Genomic DNA, 19,750 nt, shown 5'->3' on the forward strand with positions numbered 1-19,750 from the left:
ACTCACGGCATCAGCGCCCCGCCTTCGTTCGCAAGGCGGGGCGCTTTCGCAAGATCACGGCGCCGGAACCCGGTGCCGCTGTCGGCGAGCGGAGCGATCCGCGCAAACTTAGAGCGAAACCGAACTTCGCGGGAGGAATCCAGTGACCGACGGCCCAGCGCACCGCGGCTACAGCCGGGTGCTGCTCAAATTGGGCGGCGAGATGTTCGGCGGGGGCAGCGTCGGGATCGACCCGAACGTGGTCGGCGCGGTGGCCCGGCAGATCGCCGAGATCGTCGCCGATGGCGTCGAGGTCGCCATCGTGATCGGCGGCGGCAACTTCTTCCGCGGTGCCGAACTGCAGCAGCGCGGCATGGAACGCGCGCGCGGTGACTACATGGCGATGCTGGGCACCGTGATGAACTGCCTGGCACTGCAGGACTTCCTGGAGCGCGAGCACGGCATCGACACCCGGGTGATGACCGCGATCACCATGGGACAGGTCGCCGAGCCCTACATCCCGCGGCGCGCGATGCGGCACATGGAGAAGGGCCGCGTGGTCATCTTCGGCGCCGGCACCGGCATGCCGTACTTCTCCACCGACACCACCGCGGCGCAGCGGGCGCTGGAGATCGGCTGCGAGGTGGTGCTGATGGCCAAGGCGGTCGACGGCGTCTACACGGCCGACCCGAAGACCACCCCGGACGCGCAGCTGTTCGACAGGATCACGCACCGCGAGGTGCTGGAGCGCGGGCTGAAGGTCGCCGACGCGACCGCCTTCAGCCTGTGCATGGACAACCACATGCCGATCCTGGTGTTCAACCTGCTGGAAGAAGGCAACATCGCCCGCGCCGTCGGCGGTGAGAAGATCGGCACGCTGGTCAGCACCCCGGCCGAGCAGCAGGCCTGAGCGACGCGCATTCGAGGTCGTGCCGGGTGACCACCTGAGCGACCCGGCACGTCGCCCCACCAGGGGTGCTGGAATCCTGATCTGGGGTGGCCCGCCCTGGGGCGGCGCTGCGCAGCAGGCGACACTACGAATGTCCACCGGTCGGCAGACTTAAGGAGCAGCCGTGATCGACGAAGCTCTTCTCGAAGGCGAGGAGAAGATGCAAAAGGCGGTGGAGGTGGCCAAGGACGACCTGGCCACCGTCCGCACCGGCCGTGCGAACCCCGCGATGTTCTCCAGCATCGTCGTCGACTACTACGGTTCGCCGACGCCGTTGAACCAGCTCGCCAGCGTCTCCGTGCCGGAGGCGCGGCTGGTGGTCATCAAGCCGTACGACGCCAGCCAGCTGGCGGCGATGGAGAAGGCCATCCGCGACTCCGACCTCGGCGTGAACCCGTCCAACGACGGCCAGCTCATCCGGGTCGCGATTCCGCAGATGACGGAGGAGCGCCGCAAGGAGATGGTCAAGCTCGCCAAGCACAAGGGCGAGGAAGGCAAGATCACCATCCGGGGCATCCGCCGCAAGGTCAAGGAAGAGATCGACCGGATCGTCAAGGACGGCGAGGCCGGCGAGGACGAGGGCACCCGCGCCGAGAAGGAGCTGGAGAACCTCACGCACCGCTTCACCGGCCAGATCGACGAGCTGGTCAAGCACAAGGAAGCAGAACTTCTCGAGGTCTGAGTGGTGACGGCCGGCCAATGCGAAGGTGAGTCCGGAATGTCCGCAGACAGCCCGGACCCGCCTTCGCGTCCTTCCCGGGCCGGACGCGATCTCCGTGCCGCCATCGGCGTCGGGGTAGTGCTCGGTGCCGCGATCATCCTTTCGCTGCTGATGGTGCGGTTCGTATTCATCGGCATCGTCGCCGCCGCGGTGGCGGTGTCCACCGTCGAGCTGGCGAACGCGCTCAAGCGCGGTGCCGACATCCGCATCTCGCTGATCCCCGTGCTGGTGGGCGGGCAGGCGATGTTGTGGCTGTCCTGGCCGTTCGGCCTGCGCGGAACGCTGGTGGCGTTCGTCATCACCGTGCTGGCGTGCCTGGCGTGGCGGTTCCGGCACGGCGTCGACGGCTACGTGCGGGACGTGACCGCATCGGTGTTCACCGCGGCCTACGTGCCGCTGTTCGCCGCGTTCGCGGCGATGCTGGTACGGCCGGAGGACGGTGCCTTCCGGGCGCTGTGCTTCATGATCGGCGTCGTCGCCTCGGACACCGGCGGCTACGCGTTCGGCGTGCTGTTCGGCAAGCATCCGATGGCGCCGAAGATCAGCCCGAAGAAGTCCTGGGAGGGCTTCGGCGGGTCGATGCTGGTCGGCGTGGTGGCCGGGGTCCTCTCGGTGACCCTGATGCTCGACGGCCAGTGGTGGCAGGGCGCGCTGTTCGGGGCTGCGCTGGTGTGCACCTCGACGCTGGGCGACCTGATGGAGTCGCTGATCAAGCGCGACCTCGGCATCAAGGACATGGGCAACCTGCTGCCCGGGCACGGCGGCCTGATGGACCGGATGGATTCCCTGCTGCCGTCGGCCGCGGCCGCCTGGATGATGCTCTTCTGGCTCGTCCCAGGCTGAGGCCCCCGGCCCGGGGGCGCGCAATTTCAATGAGGTTGTTCCAACCGCGTTTTGCGTGGCGGTGCGGGTAGCGGAACCTCAGAGGCTCCCTGGACTGTGGGTGCCCCTCCTGATGTATGTCCAATACACGGCGGAGGGGCCGTCCTCGCCCAGGAGTGCCCCAGGGGCACGGGCGCAGTGAACCCGCGGCGGTGCGAGTGTCGTAGGTGGGTTATGCGCCTGCGGCGCATGCGACACCTCATCGACGTGTGGCTTTGCGGGCCGCGACTGCGGGCTGACCAGGATGAAAAAGGCTCAATGGAAGCTGCGGACCACCAGAGTGTCGGGGCCCGACACGCCGACTCCTGTGGACAACTTCCGCAATTTCAATGGAAATCGGACCTTCGATTTCCATTGAAATCGCGTCGGAGAGAGGACTGTGAATGCGTACTTGGCGGAAGCAGGCGCGGCCGCAGGTGACGCCGAGCCCGAACATCTGGCACTGGCCCGAGCTCTTCGAACTGGAGAACCGCGCGCAGGATTCCACCGGCGCGTTGTGGCAGGCGCTGCGGGAGCGCTGTGACTGGGCCGGGCTGGACGTCGTCGACATCGGCTGCGGCGACGGCTTCCACCTGCCGCTGTTCGCCGCCGCGGCCAGGACGGTCATCGGTATCGAGCCGCACCCGCCGCTGGCCGAGCGGGCCCGTGCCCGGATGGCGGGCACGCCGGGCGTGGACGTCCGCATCGCGCCCGCCCAGCAGCTGCCGGTCGCCGACGCCAGCGTCGACCTGGTGCACGCCCGCACGGCGTACTTCTTCGGTCCCGGCTGCGAACCGGGCCTGGCCGAGGCGGAGCGGGTGCTCCGTCCGGGCGGGGTGATCGCGATCGTCGACCTGGACGCGTCGAGCTCGCCGTACGGGGACTGGATGCGGGCGGATGCGCCGCAGGTCGATCCGCCTGCGATCGAGTCGTTCTTCCAGCGCCATGGCTTCGACAGCGCCTCCGTGGACACGCTGTGGCGCTTCGACGACCGGGAGACCCTCGAAAAGGTGCTGGGCATCGAGTTCTCCGCGAAGGTCGCCGCCCGCGCGGTTCGCGAGGTGCCCGACCGCACCGTTCCGGTCGGCTACCGCGTCCGGACCCGCCGCAAGCCGACCGGCCTGCTGCGCGCCTGAGCGATGTAATGGTTGAAATGGACTAGTCCCTGACACCAGGGTGAGACCCATGCCTGCTACCAGCACGAACGGGGTCTGTCCCGGGGACCGCGCGCGGTGGGTGGTGCTGTCCCGGCACCGGACGTCGCAGGGCGAGGTCACCTATCGGATGTGCATCTGCGGCCGGATCGGCGTTTTCCTCGACGACCGCGAGGTGCGCCCGCCGACGAGATCTCCGGCGAGGTGATCGATGCGGTTCAACGACTACGGCGGCGAGGCGGTCCGCCTGGCGGCCGATCTCGTCAACGCGGTCGGCCCGCTGACCGCCGAAGCACTGGAGCCGATCCTGTCCGCGCGCGGCGTCGCGGGAGGTGCGCTGGACGCCGAGCAGGTCCGCGACTTGGCGCTCTGGTGCGATCGGCTCGGCCGTTGCTTCGATCCGCAGGACCTGGAGCAGCGGTGCGACGAGATCAACCAGTTGCTCGCCGAGACCGCGAGCCAGCCGTACATCTCGCTGCACGACGGGCACCCCCACCTGCACTACAGCGCGCCGGGTGCGGACCGGGCGGCCCACATCCGTGCGGTCACGGCTGCCGGGCTCGCCTACGTGGTCTGCTTCGCAGGGGCGGATCGCCTCGGCCGGTGTGCGCGCGAAGTCTGCGACCAGGCCTTCGTGGACACTTCCCGGAACGGCCGGCGGGCCTACTGCTCCCTGCGCTGCGCGAACAACGACGCGGTGGCCCGCCACCGGGCAAGAGTCGCGGGCCGGCACGGCATCTGAGCCGGAGTTCAGCCCCGTTCGGACAGGTGAGCAGCGGTGATCTCGGATTCGACGGCCCAGCCGAGGGTGCGGTAGAGGGCCAGGCCCTCCGCGATGGCCACGAGCTCCGACCGCATGGCCCCGCGCTCCGCCGCCGCGACGCCGAGCGCTCGCATCACGTACCGCCCGAGTCCGCGCCGACGGTGCTCGGCGTGCGTGGCGACCTGGTCGACGACGGCCGCCTGCCCGGCGACGGCGACGCGCCCGCTGGCCGCCACCGTCCCGTCCTCGGCGAGCACCACCACGTCGTGGACGTCGCCGTCGGAGGTGATCCCAGCCGAGTACCCCGGCTCGATTTCTCCGGCATCGTCACTGCTCAGCACCGCGATCATCAGATATTCCGGCGCCTCGACCCGCCAGGCCGCGCTCAGCGCCGACACCACCTCGGCCCGGTCACCGCAGACCTTCAGCCAGGTGCCGGGCGCGGTCAGGGGCGCAGCTCGGTGACCTGTCGAGGCGGGGCCGTTGAGCGCGAACCGAACGCGGTGTCCCGGCGCGCCGACGTCGATCCGGTATCCGTCGGGCTCGGTGCCGCGCGGCAAAGTGCCCAACCGCGCACCCAGTCCTGAACGCACTGCTCAAGCCCGTGCTTCGATCTCGCACCGCCGACCGTGCCAGCGCGGGCGGACATTTCCGGTGGCTCACGACGCGGTGATGCGCAGGTACAGCGCCGCGACGGCGGCGACCGCGGCCGCTGCCGTGAAGATCGGGGCCGGGCCGAGAGCCAGCAGCGCGCCGCCGAGGAGGGTGCCCGCTCCGATGCCGAGGTAGATCGCCGACGCGTTCAGCGACACCACGACCGCCGCCTCCTGCGGCGCCGCATCGATGAGGCGGGTTTGCTGCGGCGGCGTTTGGGTCCAGGTGCTCCCGCCCCACGCGAACACCAGGGCGGCGACCGCGACCTGCAGCGTGGTGCCGGTCCAGGCGAACCACGCCAGCAACGCCAGCGCGAGGGTCATGCTCAGGTAACCGCAGGTCAAGACCCTGGTCGGGCCCCAGCGGTCGGTCGCGTAGCCGGACAGGAGGTTGCCCAGCACCGCCCCGAGCCCGTACATGAACAGCATCAGCATGGTCGAGTTCACCGGGACGCCGACGGCGTTCAGCGCGGGAACGCTGTAGGCGTAGACGGTGTAGCTGGCTCCCATGCCGAGCACCGTCAGCGGCAGGACCGCCATGACGCTGCGGCGGCGCAGCAGCGCGAGCCGGTCGCGCAGCGGGACGCGGGCGCCGCCCGGCAGCGCGGGCATGATCATGTAGACACCGACGCCGACGAGCAGGCACAGCGCCGCGACCAGCCCCAGAGCGGCGCGCCAGCCGAACCATTCGCCGGCCAGATCGCCGAGCGGAACGCCCAACGCCGTGGCCACGGTGAGGCCGCCGACGACCACGGCCAGCGCCCGGCCGCGGAACTCCGCAGGCACCAGCGCCGCGCTGACCGCACCCGCGCCGGGCGTGTACGCGGCGGCACCGGCCGCCGCGATGACCCGGCTGACGATCAGCACCACCAGGTTCGGGGCCAGCGCGGAGCCGATGTTGGCGATCCCGAGCAGGACGAGGGCGGCCACCAGCAGGGCGCGGCGCGGGATCCGGGCGGTCGCGGTCGCCAGGACCGGGGCGAGGACTGCGTAGGCCACCGCGAACGTGGTCACCGACTGTCCTGCCGCGGCCGTCGTGACCTCCAGCGAGTCCGCCATGACCGGGAGGAATCCGGCGACGATGAAGGCGTCGGTGCCGACCGCGAAGGTCCCCAGTGCCAGCACCAGGGTGGCCGTCAGGCCTCGGCTCCGTGTCGGATTCGGGACATTTGACATCCAGGTTCTCCAGCTGAAGAGGCCCTGCTGAGCAGGTGATTCGGAAAAGTCAGTCGGCGGCGTGCCAGCGCCGTACTCGCCCGGCGGCGCGAGGCGGGGCGGTGGCCATCAGGTCGGCGATGGTCTGCGAGGCTAGTTCGCGGCGCCAGGCCAGTTCGGCCCGGCGCATGGCGACGTCGATGCCGCAGCGCTTGCGGAACTCGCCTGCCGGGGTGCCGGTCCCGGCTCCGCGCTGCCGGATCTCGGCGCAGCGGAACGCGTCCTCGGGGCCTTCGATGGCGGCGACGACGTCCATCAGCGTTATCTTCGCCGGCGGCCTGGCCAGCCGGAAGCCGCCGCGCGCCCCCGGCGTGGAGGTGAGGATCTCGGCCCGGACCAGCGCTTGCAGGCGCTTGTTCAGGTATGCCGGGGGCAGGTCGAACTGGGCGGCGAGGCGGGCGGTCGGCACGGGTTCGTCGTCCAGCCACGCCAGAGTGAGGCAGCAGTGCAGGCCCCACTCGACCCCTTCGCCCATTCGCATACCTGGATGCTAGACGTCCAGGTTCGCCGAGGCTCGCCAGGGCTCCGCCGGCCGGATGAGCTGCTCCTGCCTGGGCGTTCAGGCGTCGCCGATCATTCCCCGGTGCGCTGGGCGGTGTCGATGATGAAGAACGTGGCACCGACGACGTCCTGGATCAGGGAGAGCCGGCCGTACGGGGAATCCGACGGTTCGCGCAGCACCTTGCCGCCCAGCTGGACCGCCTTCGCCGCCGCGTCGTCGGCGTTGCTGTCCGGGTTGACCTGGAAGTACAGCTGCCAGTGCGCGGGCACGTCCTCGGGCAGCGCCGAACTGGTCTCGAACCGGCCCACCGTGGGCAGGTCGTCGACGTACCAGACGGTGTAGTCGAAGCCGTCCCCCGGCTCGCCGATCTGCTCCTGCCGATAGCCCAGCAGTTCGGCGTAGAACGGATCGGCGGACGAGCCGTCGCGGGTGTGCAGTTCCGCCCAGCAGAGCATGCCCGCGTGGTCGCGGCCGAAGGTGCCGTTGGGCGGCGCCTCCCACAGGCCGATCGCCGCGCCGGAGGGATCCTCGGCGACCAGGAACGTCTCATCGGCGGGCGTTTCCGTCGGTGGGACCAGCACTTTGCCGCCGAGCGCCCGGATCCGCTCCACCGCGCGGCGGGCCGAGCCGCACTCCAGGTACAACGTCCAGGCCGTCGGCGCGTCCGTCTCTGGAAGCAGCAGCCCGGCGACCGGCTTGTGCTCCTTCATCGCGATGTTGTAGTCCGGGCGCTGGATCCAGTGCCAGCCGAACAGGCCGGCGTAGAAGTCCCGGGCTTCGGTGACGTCGTGGGTGGCCAGGTCCACCCAGGCTGGGGCGCCCACTGCGATGGCCATCGCTCCTCCTCCGAAATGCACTTCGACACGAGGTGAATTCAGGGGGTATCCCCAGGGTGACCGAGGTTTCGGTTCGGAAAACACGCGTGGCGGATCAAGGATGTTCAGCCGCACGATGGCGTTACTGTTCGGTGCCTTTTCCGCAATGGGAACGCCCCCGAATGACGCCTTGATACTGAACGTCCCGCGTGATCGACTAGTAGCGGTCACTCAGTGTGCGTATTTGCATGCCGAGCAACCCGATCGAAGCACGTACCAGGGTTACAGGAGCAGCCATGGCCAACCGCGCGGCGAAGCCGGTGACCGCGGGCTTGAGCCGGCTTGCTCAGCTGGACCGCCGCGAGCGGGCCCGCATCATCCAGCAGCTGTGCCACCAGTACCCGGCGTTCCGGTCGATGCTGAGGCAGGTCACGATCGCCCGCGGGATCGCCTTCGCCTCCGGGCTGCTGCTCGCCCTCGCGGTGATGTTCCTGGTCCAGGGCGCATCGGTGTGGTGGGTGTCAGGTCTCGTGTTCACCGGCCTCGCCGGGTTCTGCTACGTCGCCGTGGCGCTCACCGACAGCCGGTTCGACCTGCTGCTCGCGGTACTGGGCGCGCACCGCACCGACGAGTTGCACGGGCGGCTGGTGACCGAGCAGGTCTACGGCGACGACCCGCCGTCGGATCCGCTGGAGTGGCCGGCGTCGCGCGTGGTCGCGTCCCGCACGGTCGCCTCCCGGCTCACCGACGGGACGGGTTCACCGGTGCACGCTGATCGATAGCGCGGCCGCGATCTCGTCTCCCACGAAGTGGGTTTCGTCGTCCGGCGGTTCGCCGACGCGCACCACCAGAGGCCCGCCGAAGGGCTTGCGCTCCACGACCTCGATCCGCGAGCCCAGCGTCATGCCGTGATCGGTCAGGTAGCGCAGCAGCTCCGAATCCGTGTCCCAGACCCGCGCGATGGTGCCGATCGTGCCCGGCTCGACCTGGTCCAGCAGCAGCGTCGCGGGCTTCTCGACGGTGCCCTCCGCGGTCGGGATCGGGTCGCCGTGCGGGTCGTGGGTGGGGTTGCCGAGCTTGGCGGCGATGTGCGCGACCAGCTCGTCGGACACCGCGTGCTCCAGCGCGTCGGCCTCCCGGTGCACCTCGTCCCAGCTGTAGTCGAGCTCCTCGACCAGGAACAGCTCGATCAGCCGGTGCCTGCGCAGCACGTCGAAGGCCAGCCGGCGGCCCTCCGGGGTCAGCTCGACGCTGCGGTACCGGACGTGCGTGACCAGGCCGAGCTGCGCCAGCTTGTTGATCATCCCGGAGACCGATGACGGGCTCAGGCCGAGCCGCTGGGTCAGGGTCGCGTTCGTGACGGGCACACCCCGTTCGCAAAGCCCGTAGATCGCCCGGAGGTAGTCCTCGACGGACGACGAGGGGCGCTCGGCCATACTCGTCATACTTGCACGATACGGGCGTTACTCGGTCGGTGGACGCACCCACCACCCGCGTGGACGTCGCGTGGCGGCTGGACTCGCGCCTCGTCCGGTGGTCGCCGCCAAGGTCGTTCCGGGGCATGGGACACTGGTGGGCGCTATGTCTGCGACTTCCCTTCCGCTCGTCTTCGACGCCCCACGCCGTGGCATGCCGCCGCGGCACCTCGCCGACCTCTCCGCCGACGAACGGCGCGCCGCGGTGACCGAGCTGGGGGAGAAGCCGTTCCGCGCCAAGCAGCTCGCGCACCACTACTTCGGCCGGCTCAACGCCGACGTGGAGTCGATGACCGACATCCCGGCGGCCAGCCGCGCGAAGCTCGGCGAACACCTGCTGCCGCCGCTGCTCAGTCCGGTCCGCCACCTGAACACCGACGACGGCACCACGCGCAAGACGCTCTGGCGCGCGCACGACGGCACGCTGCTGGAAAGCGTGCTGATGCGGTACCCGGACCGCGCCACTGTGTGCATTTCCAGCCAGGCGGGCTGCGGGATGGCCTGCCCGTTCTGCGCCACCGGCCAGGGCGGGCTGCAGCGCAACCTGTCGACCGCGGAGATCGTCGACCAGGTGCGCTCGGCCGCGGCGGCGATGCGCGACGGCGACGTCCAGGGCGGGCCCGGCCGGCTGTCGAACGTCGTGTTCATGGGCATGGGCGAGCCGCTGGCCAACTACCGGCGGGTGATCAACGCGGTGCACCGGATCTGCGACCCGGCCCCGGACGGGCTGGGCCTCTCGCAGCGGTCGGTCACCGTGTCGACGGTCGGCCTGGTGCCCGCGATCAAGAAGATGACCGCGGAGGACCTGCACGTCACGCTGGCGGTGTCGCTGCACACCCCGGACGACGAGCTGCGCGACACGCTGGTGCCGGTGAACAACCGCTGGAAGGTCGCCGAGGTGCTGGAAGCGGCTCGCGGCTACGCCGACCACACCGGGCGCCGGGTGTCGATCGAGTACGCGCTGATCCGCGACATCAACGACCAGCCGTGGCGTGCGGACCTGCTCGGCAAGCTGCTGCACCGGCACCTCGGGCAGTTCGCGCACGTCAACCTGATCCCTCTGAACCCGACGCCGGGCAGCAAGTGGGACGCCAGCCCGAAGCCGGTGGAACGGGAGTTCGTCCGCCGGGTCCGCGAAGCGGGCGTCTCGTGCACGGTCCGGGACACCCGGGGCCAGGAGATCGCGGCGGCCTGCGGCCAGCTCGCGGCCGAGGAATGAGCGTTCGGCGGATCGCCTCGGGTCGCGAATTCCGCGCCTGATCTCCGGTATCTTGCCGGGGATCCGCGGGATCGGGGCGGTCCGGTCCCCGCGCCGGCGGACCGGGGGAGCGCGATGTCAGGCGAGATCGAGTACGGGTGCCGCGGCTTCCGGCTACTACTTCGCGGATCATTCGTGGCTGGCTCCGGTCGACACCGATTCCCGCTGGAACCGGCGGCTGAAGCTCCAGCGGATCCTGGCGGACCGGAACATCGCGGCGTTCGAACGCCGGAAGCCGTCCTATTCGTACAAGCGCTTGTACGAGTTCTCCATCGAGCTCTCCTTCGTCAATTCCCTGCTCGCGGCGGGATCGGAGTGATCCCGGTGTTGCTGGCGGACTGCGAGATCCCCACGCTCCTCCGCGTCAAGAAGTACGTCGACCTGCGGCGCGATTACAGCGCTGGGCTGGAGCAGAACCTGGCGGCGTTCGTGCCCTGACCGATGGCGCGCTGGTCCGCCGGTGTGGTTTCCGTGAACGCAATGAACAGAATGGTGACGGCCGGGCCCGGGTGGTCCCATGATCCTCGCACCCGAACTCGATCGAGGTGGGAGGCAATGGTGCCTGGCCGTGCGAAACGAGGTCTCGTCCGCCGATCTGCTCGATCAGTCCGAAGTGGACGGATTACGGCGCTGCTCGCCGCGGTGGGTCTGGCCGCAGTGCTCGGCGGGGCGCCGGCGCAGGCCGAATCCTGGATCGATCGCTCGCCGTCCCCCGGCTGCGGCGAGGCCGCGGTGCCCGGGACGTCGGAGACCCGCACGATCGTTTCGGGTGGGATCACCCGCAGCTACCTGCTGCACGTGCCGGCTGACTACCGGCCGTACGAGCCGACCCCGGTGGTGCTGTCCTTCCACGGCCACTCGCGGACTTCGGAGTACCAGGAAGAGCTGTCCGGCTTCTCCGCCACCGACGCCATCGCGGTGTACCCGCAGGGCCTCGTCGGCACGGACGGCGAAACCGCCTGGCAGGGCGCGCCGTACTCCGCCGCGGCCGACGACGTGCTGTTCACCGGCCACCTGCTCGATCAGCTGGAGCGGGATTTCTGCGTCGATCGCGCGCGGATCTACGCCGCGGGCAAGTCCAACGGCGGCGGCTTCACGGGCGTGCTGGCCTGCCGGATGAGCGACCGCATCGCCGCCTTCGCGCCGGTGTCCGGCGCGTTCTACCCACAGGGCGGCGAGTGCGAGCCGGAGCGCGCGGCGCCGATCCTGGACTTCCACGGCACCGACGACCAGACGATCCCGTACCCCGGGAACCCGGAGAAGGGCCTGCCGCCGATCCCGGAATGGCTCGCGGGCTGGGCCGATCGCAACGACTGCGGCGACACCCCGATCGTCCGCGACGAGGGCAATGGGGTGCAGGTCAGCGAGTGGATCGGCTGCGACCGGGGCGGCAACGTCGTGCACTACCGGATCGAGGGGCTGGGGCACGACTGGCCGAGCACGCGGCCGAACCCGGACTCCGACCAGCCGTCGGTCGTCGACGCGACGCCGATCATCATGCGGTTCTTCGCCGAGCACCGGCTCCGCTGAGACGACCCGGGCCGGAGCGGAAGCCCCGACCCGTGCCCGGCCGGTGCGCGCCGCCCAGCCCCCCGAACGGCGCGCACCGGTCCGGTCCAAGATCCAGTGACGTCAGCGCAGAAGCCGGATCGGAACACGGACATCGATGTCCCGCCAAGCCTTGTCCGCTGTCATGACGGGCGCGTCCAAGCGGAGCGCCACCGCAAGGCAGGCGCGATCTCCCAGCTACAAGCGGAACGACCGGGTGCGCGGCCACAACTCGTCCGCGCACAGGGCGTCGTCGGCAGTGAAGGGCTCCACCGCGTGAGTGGGTGTTCGGGCCGCGGTCGCGAGCGTCGGCGGCGACCGCGGCCCGCGGTGTCAGCGGGTGTGTTCGCGGATGGCGCCTTCCAGGACCGTCAGGCCTTCTTCGAGGAGGGCCTCGTCGATGACCAGCGGCGGGAGGAGGCGGATCACGTTGCCGTAGGTGCCGCAGGTGAGGATCACCACGCCCTGGGCGTGGCACGCCTTGGCGATCCGCGAGGTCACCTCGGGGTCCGGTTCCGCGGTGCCCGGCTTGACGAACTCGATGCCGATCATGGCGCCCCGGCCCCGCACGTCGAGGATCGCGTCGGTGGTCTCGGCGAGCGCGCGCAGGCGGGGGAACACCAGGTCGCCGATCTCGCGCGCCGCGGTGGCCAGGTCGCGTTCGCGCATCGCGCGGATCGCGCCGAGCGCTGCCGCGCACGCCACCGGGTTGCCGCCGTAGGTGCCGCCCAGGCTGCTCGGCGGCATCGCGTCCATCAGCTCCGCGCGACCCGTGACTGCGGCCAGCGGCAGCCCGCCCGCCATGCCCTTCGCCGTGGTGATCAGGTCGGGCACCACGTTCTCGTGGTCGCAGGCGAACCAGGCACCGGTCCGGCAGAAGCCGGTCTGGATCTCGTCGGCGATGAACAGCACGCCGTTGTCGGTGCACCACCGCGAGATCGCGGGCAGGAATCCCGCCGCGGGCTCGATGAATCCGCCCTCGCCCTGGATCGGCTCGATCAGCACCGCCGCCACCGAGTCGGCGCCGAGCTGCTTCTCGATGCGGTCGATCGCCTCCCGCGCCACCTGCTCGCCGGTGCGCGGATCGCGCGCCGGGTAGGACATCGGCACCCGGTAGATCTCCGGCGCGAACGGGCCGAACCCGTGCTTGTACGGCACCGACTTCGCGGTCAGCGCCATGGTCAGGTTGGTGCGGCCGTGGTAGGCGTGGTCGAACACCACGATCGCCTGCCGCCCGGTGGCCCGGCGCGCGATCTTGACAGCGTTCTCCACCGCTTCCGCGCCCGAGTTGAACAGGGCGCTGCGCTTGTCGTGGTCGCCGGGGGTGAGCGCGGCGAGTTCCTCGCAGACCTGCAGGTAGTTCTCGTACGGCGTGACCATGAAGCAGGTGTGCGTGAACTCGCCGACCTGGCGGCGCACGGGCTCGACGACCTCCGGCGCCGCGTTGCCGACGTTCGTGACCGCGATGCCCGAGCCCAGGTCGATCAGCGAGTTGCCGTCGACGTCGTGCAGCACGCCGCCGGCCGCCTCGGCGATGAAGACCGGCAGCACGCTGGACACGCCGGTCGACACCGCCGCCGCGCGCCGCCGCTGGAGTTCGCGGGAGTTCGGGCCGGGGATCTCGGTGCGCAGCACGCGCTCCTGGGGCAGTGCCGCCTGGGCCGGGGAAACCGTCACGGTGGTGACCTCCTAGAACAGTCTTGAAAGCGGCCTGCGCAGCGGTGCGGGTGGCGGTGCAAGTCGCGTCCCGCACCGCAAGCGCCCTTCGCCGCTTGGAAGGGGCTCTGGTCGTGTTGTCCTGCGAACAGGTTCGCCCCGCCACCCGCAACCGAACAGTGGACGATCTGGTTAACTCGGGTTTCGGGATTCGACACACTGTCAGGAGGTTCTCCGGTGCCGTTGACGGTGCGCGACCTGGTCGCCGACGCCGCGCTGGGGCTCGTCGCGCGCGCCGGTCAAAGCTCCCTCGACCGCCCGATCGCGTGGGCGCACACCAGCGAACTGGCCGATCCGGCGCCGTTCCTGGAGGGCGGCGAGCTGCTGCTGACCACCGGCCTCGCGCTGCGCGCCGAGGACTGCGCGGGGCTGGTCGAGCGGCTCACCGCCGTCGGCGTCGCGGGCCTGGGGTTCGGCGTCGGGCTGAGCCACCGGCAGATCCCGGCCGAGCTCGTGACGGCGGCGGAACGAGCCGGGCTGCCGCTGCTCGAAGTGCCCCGGCCGACGCCGTTCATCGCGATCAGCAAGGCGGTTTCGCGCGCCGTCGCGGCGGACGAGTACGCGAGCCTGCGGCGCACCAGCCGCGCCCAGCACGAACTCGCGCAGGCGGCCGGCACCACCAACGGCGTGGCCGCGCTGGTCCGGAAGCTCGCGCTGCTGCTGGATTCGTGGGTGCTGCTGCTCGACGCGGGCGGCCGGCTCCTGCACAGCGCACCGGCGACGGCCGGTTCGCGGCTGCCGGACCTGGAGCCGGAGGTGGCGAAGGTGCGGGCGAAGCGGGGCCTGGCCGCGGCCGGGTTCTCGCTCGGCGACCAGGAGGTGAGCATGCAGGCGCTCGGCGGCCGGGCGCGCGGGTTCCTGGTGGTGGGGCGCGGCGAACCGTTCGCCACCACCGACCACCACGTGATCAACTCGGCCGCCTCGCTACTGACCCTGGCGCTGGAGCAGGTCGAGGCGCTCGCTTCCGCCCGGCGCCGGCTGCGCGCGGACTTCCTGGCGTTGATGCTGCGCGGCGAACAGGTGCAGGACGTGCTCGCCGACCTGCACGCCGAGTTGCCGCCCGAGCCGTTCCGGGTGGTGGTGCTGGCCGGTGCCCGCGATCGCGACGAGCTGCTGTCCCGGCTCGCGGCGGACCAGCCGAGCGCCCCGGCCTACCTGGCCGAGCACGGCGACGTGGTGGTCGGGCTCGTCGGCGACGGCGCGCTCGACTGGCTCACCGGGCAGGTCGGCGTCGCCATCGGGGTGTCCGAGTCGTGCAGGCTGGCCGGGCTCGCCGAAGGGCTGCGGCAGGCGCAGCAGGCGGCGCGGGCGGCGAAGCGCAGCGACACCGTGGTGCACTTCGCCGACCTCGCCGGATACGGCCTGCTGAACCTGGTTCCCGGCGCCGACGCGCAGGCGTTCGCCGAGGCCGTTCTCGCACCGCTGCGCGGGCAGGGCGTGCTCTTGGAGTCGCTGCAGACGTGGTTGGCGCACCATGGGCAGTGGGATCCGGCGGCGAACCGGCTGGGCGTGCACCGGCACACCCTGCGCAACCGGGTGCGCAAGGTGGAGGAGTTGCTCGGGCGCAGCCTCGATCAGCCCGGCGTGCGCGCGGAGCTGTGGCTGGCGCTGCAGGTCCTGGACCGGCCCGGCGAGTGACGGAGGTGGCGCGGTGCTCGTCGAAGATCTGCTGACCCGGCCGGAACTGGCCCTGCAGGTGCGGGTGCGCGGCCGGGTGGACCGGCCGATCCGCTGGGTGCACACCATCGAGATCAAGGCCCCCGGCCGGTTCCTGCGCGGCGGCGAGGTCGTGCTCACCGCCGGGGTGTGGCGCACCGCCGGGACCACGCCGGATGCCTTCATCGCCGACCTGGTCGCCGCCGACGTCGCGGCGGTCGGATACGGCCTGGTGCCGCCGGAAACCCAGGTTCCCGAGGCGTTCGTCGACGCGGCGCGCGAGCACGGCCTGACCTGCTTCGTGGTGCCGGTGGAGGTCGCGTTCCTGCAGATCGTCGAGGCCTTCGTGAACACCAAGCGCGCCGAGTGGGAGCGCCCGCTGCGCCGCCACCTGGCGCAGCACGACGCGATCGTCGCGGCGCTGCGGCTGCGGCGCGGTGTCGAGACGGTGCTGGACACGCTGGCCAAGCAGCTGGGCGAAGCCGTGGCGGTGCGGGTCGCCGGAGGCGTGGTGGCGGGTACCGCGCCGCAGCCGAACCACCCGTTGCCGCTGGTGGGCGAGGGCCTGGCCGAGGCCGAGCTGCTGCTGCCGCGGCCGCTGGCGGATCTCGACGTGGAGCAGCACGCGGCGGTGGTGCAGGCGATGCCGTTCATCGCGCTGGAGATCGAACGCACTCGCGCGGTGCGGGCGACGGAACTGCGCTACGCGTGGGAACTCTTCGAATGGGTCCACAGTGGATCGGTTGGGATCGACACCGTGCGCACCCGGCTGCACGCGCTCGGCCTGCAGCCGGACGGGCCGCTCGCCGCCGTCGTGGTGCGCACGTCGAGCCCCGGTGCGGATTCCGCGCGGCTGGGCGATCTGCTGGGCACGGACGGGGTCGCGGCGCAGCGCGGCGGCGACGTCGTCGCGTTCGCCCAGGTCCGCGACACCGTGGCGGAGGTCGCGCGGCGCATCACCGATGCGCTGGCCAGCGGTGTCGTCCACGTCGGCGTCGGCAAGCCGGGCACCGCGTCCGAGCTGCGCGTGAGCCTGCTGCAGGCGGCGCACGCCGCCGAGGCGGTGTCGTCGCGGGCGGAGCGCGGCTGGATGACGCACGAGCAGCTGAGCAGCCCGGCGCTGCTGCTCTCCGCGCAGGATCCGGAGCTGCTGGCGGCCACTTCCCGGGCGCTGCTCGGGTCGGTGCTCGACCACGACGAGCGGCGGGGCAGCGACCTGATCCCGTCGCTGGCGGTGTTCCTCGACGCGGGGGGCCGCTGGCAGGAGGCGGCCCAGCGCCTCCACGTGCACATCAACACCCTGCGGCACCGGATGAACCGGGTCGAGGAGCTCACCGGCCGAAGCCTTTCCAACACGGCGGACCGCGTCGACCTCTTCCTCGCGCTCCGCGCCCTCCAGCAGTCCTGACGCGCCCAAGCCTCGTGAGCGCCGAGTCCGGTTCTTACCGGAGGCGCTCACGAGTCCGTTCGTGGTTTCGCCGCCGCTGCGGCTCCCGTTCTGCGGCGAAGTCGCCTGAACTCCGGACGATCGTCGACTGCGCGTTGTGCGAACGTCCAACAGTGGTTGTGGACTTCGGACGATCGGTGACTACCTCCGGTCGGTGACCCGGCCCACTCTTGGTCGGTGCCGCGCGGCTCAACGCTCCCGCCATCCGCCAAGGAGGTCAACGGATGACCCCAGATCCGCCACCGGCCGCGCGCGTCGGCATCGAGACGCACGGCGTCGACACCATCCCCGACACCGATCGCACCGGCCGTCCCCGCGATGTCGCCGGCATCCTGCTCGGCTCCAACATGTGCCTCGGCGTGGTCATCTTCGGCTGGTTGCCCGCCTCGTTCAGGCTGTCGTTCTGGCCGGCCGTGACCTCGATGATCGCCGGGACGCTGCTCGGCACGCTGCTGGTCGCACCGCTGGCCCTGGTGTCGCTGAAGACCGGCACGAACCTGTCCACCAGCAGCGGCGGCACCTTCGGCGTGCGGGGCCGGCTGATCGGCTCGGTGATCGGCCTGCTGCTCTCGCTCGGCTACGCCGCGCTGACGGTGTGGACCGGCGGGGCCGCGGTGGTGGGCCCGCTGCACCGGCTGTTCGGGCTGCCCGACGACGGGGTCAGCCACAGCGTCACGTACGCGGCGCTGGCGGTGCTCTCGGTGCTCGTGGCGATCTTCGGCTACCAGCTGATGACCCGGATGAGCAAGTGGGTCGCGGTAGGCACCGTGGTGCTGATGGCGGCCGGCCTGTTCGCCTACGGCGACCAGTTCCGGACCGGGCCGGTCACCGACACCGGCTACCTGCTCGGGGACTTCTGGACGACGTGGGCACTGTCCACAGTGGCCGCCGGACTGAGCGGGCCGATGGCGTTCATCACGCTGCTCGGAGACTACAGCCGCTACGTCTCGCCGAAGCGCTACTCGTCCCGGAAGGTGTTCGCCGCGACCTGCGCCGGCATGCTCCTCGGGCTGCTGATCCCGCAGCTGTTCGGCACCTTCACCGCGTTCGCGGCCCGCGCCGCGGACGACTACGTCGGGCCGCTGGTGGCCGCCGCGCCGCTGTGGTTCCTGCTGCCGCTGCTGCTCAACGGCGTGTTCGGCACGATCGGCAACGCCGGGGTGCTGATCTACAGCATGGGGCTCGACCTGGACGCGATCGTGCCGCCGCTGTCGCGCGTCAAGGCCACCATCCTCACCTCGGTGCTGTCGACGGTGCTGGTGTTCCTCGGCTACTTCGTCTGGGACGCGCAGGACGCGGTCACCGCGTTCGTGCTGCTGCTGACCGCGATCGGCACGCCGTGGGCCGTGATCACGCTGATCGGCTTCGTGCGCTGCCGCGGCCGCTACGACTCGGACGCGCTGCAGGTCTACAACCGCCGGTCGAGGGGCGGCATCTACTGGTACACCGGCGGCTGGAACCTCCGGGCGGCGGCCGCCTGGCTGACCGGTTCGTTGGTCGGCCTGCTGTCCGTGGACACCGCCCTGTACAAGGGGCCGCTGCTGGAGCTCACCGGCGGCATCGACCTGAGCTTCCTGCTGGCCGCCGCGGCCACGGCCGCCACCTACCTGCTGCTGTGCATCGGCAGTCCGCAGCCGATGCCGCGGCAACCCGACGTTCGAGTCGCAGCGAGCGTCTGAATCCCGTTACGAGTCAAGGAAGTGCGAGCAATGGATCGTTACGACGTCGTCGTCATCGGCGCGGGTTTCGCCGGCCTGACCGCGGCCCGCGAGCTGCGGGAAGCGGGCAAGGACGTGCTGGTCCTGGAGGCCCGCGACCGGATCGGCGGCTCCACCTGGTACCAGCCGGAGGGCTTCGACGGCTTCGGTCTGGAGATGGGCGGCACCTGGATCGTCCCGCAGCAGACGCACGTGTGGGGCGAGGTGCAGCGCTACGACGTCCCGATCAAGGACAGCGAGCTGCCCGGCCGGATGACCTGGTCCGACCACGGCAAGGTGCTGGACACGCTGCTGCCCGTGCCGCCGCAGGAGTACGAGCAGCTGGAGCACGCGGTGCGGACGCTGATCGAGGCGGCCTCCCGGTTCGACCCGCTGCGCCCGCTGTCCGAACAGGACGTCGCCGACCTCGACGTGCCGATCCGCGAGTGGGCCGAGAACGTCGGGCTGACCGGCAACGCCAAGGAACTGATGATGTCCTGGTTCTGCGGCTGCGCGAACGCCGGCGAGGACACCGGTTCGGCGCTGGACATCCTCCGCTGGTGCTCCTCGATGGACAACTCGCTGTGGGGCATGGTGCAGGCCAGCGTGCTGGGCTTCACCTTCGTCAACGGCACCGCCTCGCTGGCGCGGGCGATCCAGGCCGACGGCGGCGCCGAGCTGCGGCTGTCCAGCCCGGTGCGCGAGGTCGAGGCCGACGACGACGGCGTGACGGTCGCCTACGACGGCGGCGCGGCGCGCGCCGACCGGGTGCTGATGACCACGCCGGTCGGGATCTGGCAGGACATCGAGTTCAGCCCGGCGCTGCCCGCCGACAAGCTCGCCATCTCGCGGGAGAACCACGCCGGGCAGGGCCAGAAGGTCTGGGCGCTGGCCCGCAACGTCCCCGAGGACATCAGCGGTTTCGGCTGGGGCACCAGCTTCGACTACGTCGGCGCGATGGAGACCACCGAGCGCGGCGTGGTGCTCGTGTGCTTCGCCCCGGAGCACGACCGCGTCGACGCCGGCGACCTCGCCGACGTGCAGCGCGCGGTCCGCGAGTTCGCGCCGGACGCCGAGGTCGTCGACGCCCGGTCGCACGACTGGGTGCACGACGAGTTCTCCAAGGGCACCTGGGCGACGTTCGCCGCCGGGCAGTTCGCGAAGTACGAGCTGTGCGTGGGGCGTCCGGAGGGCCGGGTGCACTTCGGCGGCTCGCACACCGCCCGCCGCTGGCGCGCGTTCATCGACGGCGCGATCGAATCCGGCAAGCGCTCCGCGGCGGAGATCCTGGCGGCCGAGAAGTGACGTCGTGAGTGCGAGAACGGGCTCCAGCCCGCTTGC

Annotated in this window: 21 protein-coding genes; 15 read left to right on the plus strand and 6 right to left on the minus strand. The window is 71.0% G+C overall.

Annotation, left to right across the window (positions count from 1 at the left end):
• The first annotated feature begins 142 nt into the window (after positions 1-142).
• The 6 genes from pyrH (at position 143) to AC07FN_RS29910 (ending at position 4,406) form a co-directional block, all read left to right on the plus strand.
• Entirely contained in the window at positions 143-889 is a 747-nt protein-coding gene (pyrH, locus tag AC07FN_RS29885; RefSeq protein WP_093262788.1) for a UMP kinase, read from the plus strand.
• Positions 890-1,052: 163 nt separating this feature from the next.
• The gene (frr, locus tag AC07FN_RS29890; RefSeq protein WP_132484902.1) at positions 1,053-1,610 is read left to right on the plus strand and encodes a ribosome recycling factor; all 558 of its coding nucleotides are present in this window, start codon (positions 1,053-1,055) and stop codon (positions 1,608-1,610) included.
• Between the two features lie 36 nt (positions 1,611-1,646).
• Entirely contained in the window at positions 1,647-2,492 is an 846-nt protein-coding gene (locus AC07FN_RS29895) for a phosphatidate cytidylyltransferase (protein WP_478398598.1), read from the plus strand.
• Positions 2,493-2,914: 422 nt separating this feature from the next.
• Entirely contained in the window at positions 2,915-3,646 is a 732-nt protein-coding gene (locus AC07FN_RS29900; protein ID WP_478398599.1) for a class I SAM-dependent methyltransferase, read from the plus strand.
• Between the two features lie 49 nt (positions 3,647-3,695).
• On the plus strand, positions 3,696-3,872 hold the full coding sequence (locus AC07FN_RS29905; RefSeq protein ID WP_478398600.1) for a hypothetical protein: 177 nt from the start codon (positions 3,696-3,698) through the stop codon (positions 3,870-3,872).
• A gap of 3 nt (positions 3,873-3,875) precedes the next feature.
• A complete protein-coding gene (locus AC07FN_RS29910) occupies positions 3,876-4,406 on the plus strand; it encodes a CGNR zinc finger domain-containing protein (protein ID WP_478398601.1) in 531 nt (176 codons plus the stop codon).
• 8 nt (positions 4,407-4,414) lie between these two features.
• Here AC07FN_RS29910 and AC07FN_RS29915 read toward each other — a convergent pair whose 3' ends face one another.
• The 4 genes from AC07FN_RS29915 to AC07FN_RS29930 form a co-directional block, all read right to left on the minus strand.
• Positions 4,415-4,996: a GNAT family N-acetyltransferase gene (locus AC07FN_RS29915; protein ID WP_478398602.1), complete on the minus strand. Its 582-nt coding sequence runs from the start codon at positions 4,994-4,996 to the stop codon at positions 4,415-4,417.
• A 90-nt stretch (positions 4,997-5,086) separates the two neighbouring features.
• Positions 5,087-6,205 carry an MFS transporter gene (locus AC07FN_RS29920; protein WP_478398603.1) on the minus strand — a complete coding sequence of 373 codons (1,119 nt, stop codon included), beginning with the start codon at positions 6,203-6,205 and terminating at the stop codon, positions 5,087-5,089.
• Positions 6,206-6,305: 100 nt separating this feature from the next.
• A complete protein-coding gene (locus AC07FN_RS29925; RefSeq protein ID WP_358575426.1) occupies positions 6,306-6,776 on the minus strand; it encodes an RrF2 family transcriptional regulator in 471 nt (156 codons plus the stop codon).
• A gap of 92 nt (positions 6,777-6,868) precedes the next feature.
• A complete protein-coding gene (locus AC07FN_RS29930) occupies positions 6,869-7,633 on the minus strand; it encodes a VOC family protein (protein WP_358575424.1) in 765 nt (254 codons plus the stop codon).
• A 275-nt stretch (positions 7,634-7,908) separates the two neighbouring features.
• Between AC07FN_RS29930 and AC07FN_RS29935 the strand changes: the two genes are divergently transcribed.
• The gene (locus AC07FN_RS29935) at positions 7,909-8,394 is read left to right on the plus strand and encodes a hypothetical protein (protein WP_478398604.1); all 486 of its coding nucleotides are present in this window, start codon (positions 7,909-7,911) and stop codon (positions 8,392-8,394) included.
• Here the strand turns inward: AC07FN_RS29935 and AC07FN_RS29940 are convergent.
• Complete coding sequence (locus AC07FN_RS29940) at positions 8,371-9,048, minus strand: metal-dependent transcriptional regulator (RefSeq protein WP_452616622.1); 678 nt, start codon at positions 9,046-9,048, stop codon at positions 8,371-8,373. The two genes, AC07FN_RS29935 and AC07FN_RS29940, sit on opposite strands and share 24 nt — an antisense overlap.
• Positions 9,049-9,193: 145 nt before the next feature.
• Between AC07FN_RS29940 and rlmN the strand changes: the two genes are divergently transcribed.
• The 4 genes from rlmN (at position 9,194) to AC07FN_RS29960 (ending at position 11,875) form a co-directional block, all read left to right on the plus strand.
• On the plus strand, positions 9,194-10,306 hold the full coding sequence (rlmN, locus tag AC07FN_RS29945; protein WP_478398605.1) for a dual-specificity RNA methyltransferase RlmN: 1,113 nt from the start codon (positions 9,194-9,196) through the stop codon (positions 10,304-10,306).
• Between the two features lie 52 nt (positions 10,307-10,358).
• Entirely contained in the window at positions 10,359-10,664 is a 306-nt protein-coding gene (locus AC07FN_RS29950) for a hypothetical protein (RefSeq protein ID WP_478398606.1), read from the plus strand.
• Complete coding sequence (locus tag AC07FN_RS29955) at positions 10,661-10,783, plus strand: hypothetical protein (RefSeq protein WP_478398607.1); 123 nt, start codon at positions 10,661-10,663, stop codon at positions 10,781-10,783. Before AC07FN_RS29950 ends, AC07FN_RS29955 begins: the two co-directional genes overlap by 4 nt.
• Positions 10,784-10,987: 204 nt before the next feature.
• Complete coding sequence (locus tag AC07FN_RS29960) at positions 10,988-11,875, plus strand: CE1 family esterase (RefSeq protein WP_478398608.1); 888 nt, start codon at positions 10,988-10,990, stop codon at positions 11,873-11,875.
• A 351-nt stretch (positions 11,876-12,226) separates the two neighbouring features.
• Here AC07FN_RS29960 and gabT read toward each other — a convergent pair whose 3' ends face one another.
• Complete coding sequence (gene gabT, locus AC07FN_RS29965) at positions 12,227-13,570, minus strand: 4-aminobutyrate--2-oxoglutarate transaminase (protein ID WP_478398609.1); 1,344 nt, start codon at positions 13,568-13,570, stop codon at positions 12,227-12,229.
• Positions 13,571-13,786: 216 nt separating this feature from the next.
• Here gabT and AC07FN_RS29970 point away from each other — a divergent pair, with 216 nt between their 5' ends.
• The 4 genes from AC07FN_RS29970 to AC07FN_RS29985 all read left to right on the plus strand — a co-directional run bounded on the left by AC07FN_RS29970 (position 13,787) and on the right by AC07FN_RS29985 (position 19,714).
• Positions 13,787-15,247 (plus strand): PucR family transcriptional regulator, encoded by a 1,461-nt coding sequence (locus tag AC07FN_RS29970; RefSeq protein WP_478398610.1) that lies wholly within the window; start codon positions 13,787-13,789, stop codon positions 15,245-15,247.
• Positions 15,248-15,260: 13 nt separating this feature from the next.
• Complete coding sequence (locus AC07FN_RS29975) at positions 15,261-16,673, plus strand: helix-turn-helix domain-containing protein (protein ID WP_478398611.1); 1,413 nt, start codon at positions 15,261-15,263, stop codon at positions 16,671-16,673.
• A 263-nt stretch (positions 16,674-16,936) separates the two neighbouring features.
• The gene (locus tag AC07FN_RS29980; RefSeq protein ID WP_478398612.1) at positions 16,937-18,391 is read left to right on the plus strand and encodes a purine-cytosine permease family protein; all 1,455 of its coding nucleotides are present in this window, start codon (positions 16,937-16,939) and stop codon (positions 18,389-18,391) included.
• A 30-nt stretch (positions 18,392-18,421) separates the two neighbouring features.
• A complete protein-coding gene (locus tag AC07FN_RS29985; RefSeq protein ID WP_478398613.1) occupies positions 18,422-19,714 on the plus strand; it encodes a flavin monoamine oxidase family protein in 1,293 nt (430 codons plus the stop codon).
• The last annotated feature ends 36 nt before the right edge of the window (positions 19,715-19,750 follow it).

This window comes from Saccharopolyspora sp. NPDC045941, assembly GCF_056431445.1.

Excerpts from the sequence above, each read along its gene's own strand:
- AC07FN_RS29940 (WP_452616622.1), bottom strand. The coding sequence starts at position 9,048 with ATGGCCGAGCGCCCCTCGTCGTCCGTCGAGGACTACCTCCGGGCGATC.
- rlmN (WP_478398605.1), top strand. The coding sequence starts at position 9,194 with ATGTCTGCGACTTCCCTTCCGCTCGTCTTCGACGCCCCACGCCGTGGC.
- AC07FN_RS29900 (WP_478398599.1), top strand. The coding sequence starts at position 2,915 with ATGCGTACTTGGCGGAAGCAGGCGCGGCCGCAGGTGACGCCGAGCCCG.
- AC07FN_RS29895 (WP_478398598.1), top strand. The coding sequence starts at position 1,647 with ATGTCCGCAGACAGCCCGGACCCGCCTTCGCGTCCTTCCCGGGCCGGA.
- AC07FN_RS29925 (WP_358575426.1), bottom strand. The coding sequence starts at position 6,776 with ATGCGAATGGGCGAAGGGGTCGAGTGGGGCCTGCACTGCTGCCTCACT.
- AC07FN_RS29935 (WP_478398604.1), top strand. The coding sequence starts at position 7,909 with ATGGCCAACCGCGCGGCGAAGCCGGTGACCGCGGGCTTGAGCCGGCTT.
- AC07FN_RS29905 (WP_478398600.1), top strand. The coding sequence starts at position 3,696 with ATGCCTGCTACCAGCACGAACGGGGTCTGTCCCGGGGACCGCGCGCGG.
- AC07FN_RS29910 (WP_478398601.1), top strand. The coding sequence starts at position 3,876 with ATGCGGTTCAACGACTACGGCGGCGAGGCGGTCCGCCTGGCGGCCGAT.
- AC07FN_RS29930 (WP_358575424.1), bottom strand. The coding sequence starts at position 7,633 with ATGGCCATCGCAGTGGGCGCCCCAGCCTGGGTGGACCTGGCCACCCAC.
- AC07FN_RS29985 (WP_478398613.1), top strand. The coding sequence starts at position 18,422 with ATGGATCGTTACGACGTCGTCGTCATCGGCGCGGGTTTCGCCGGCCTG.
- AC07FN_RS29980 (WP_478398612.1), top strand. The coding sequence starts at position 16,937 with ATGACCCCAGATCCGCCACCGGCCGCGCGCGTCGGCATCGAGACGCAC.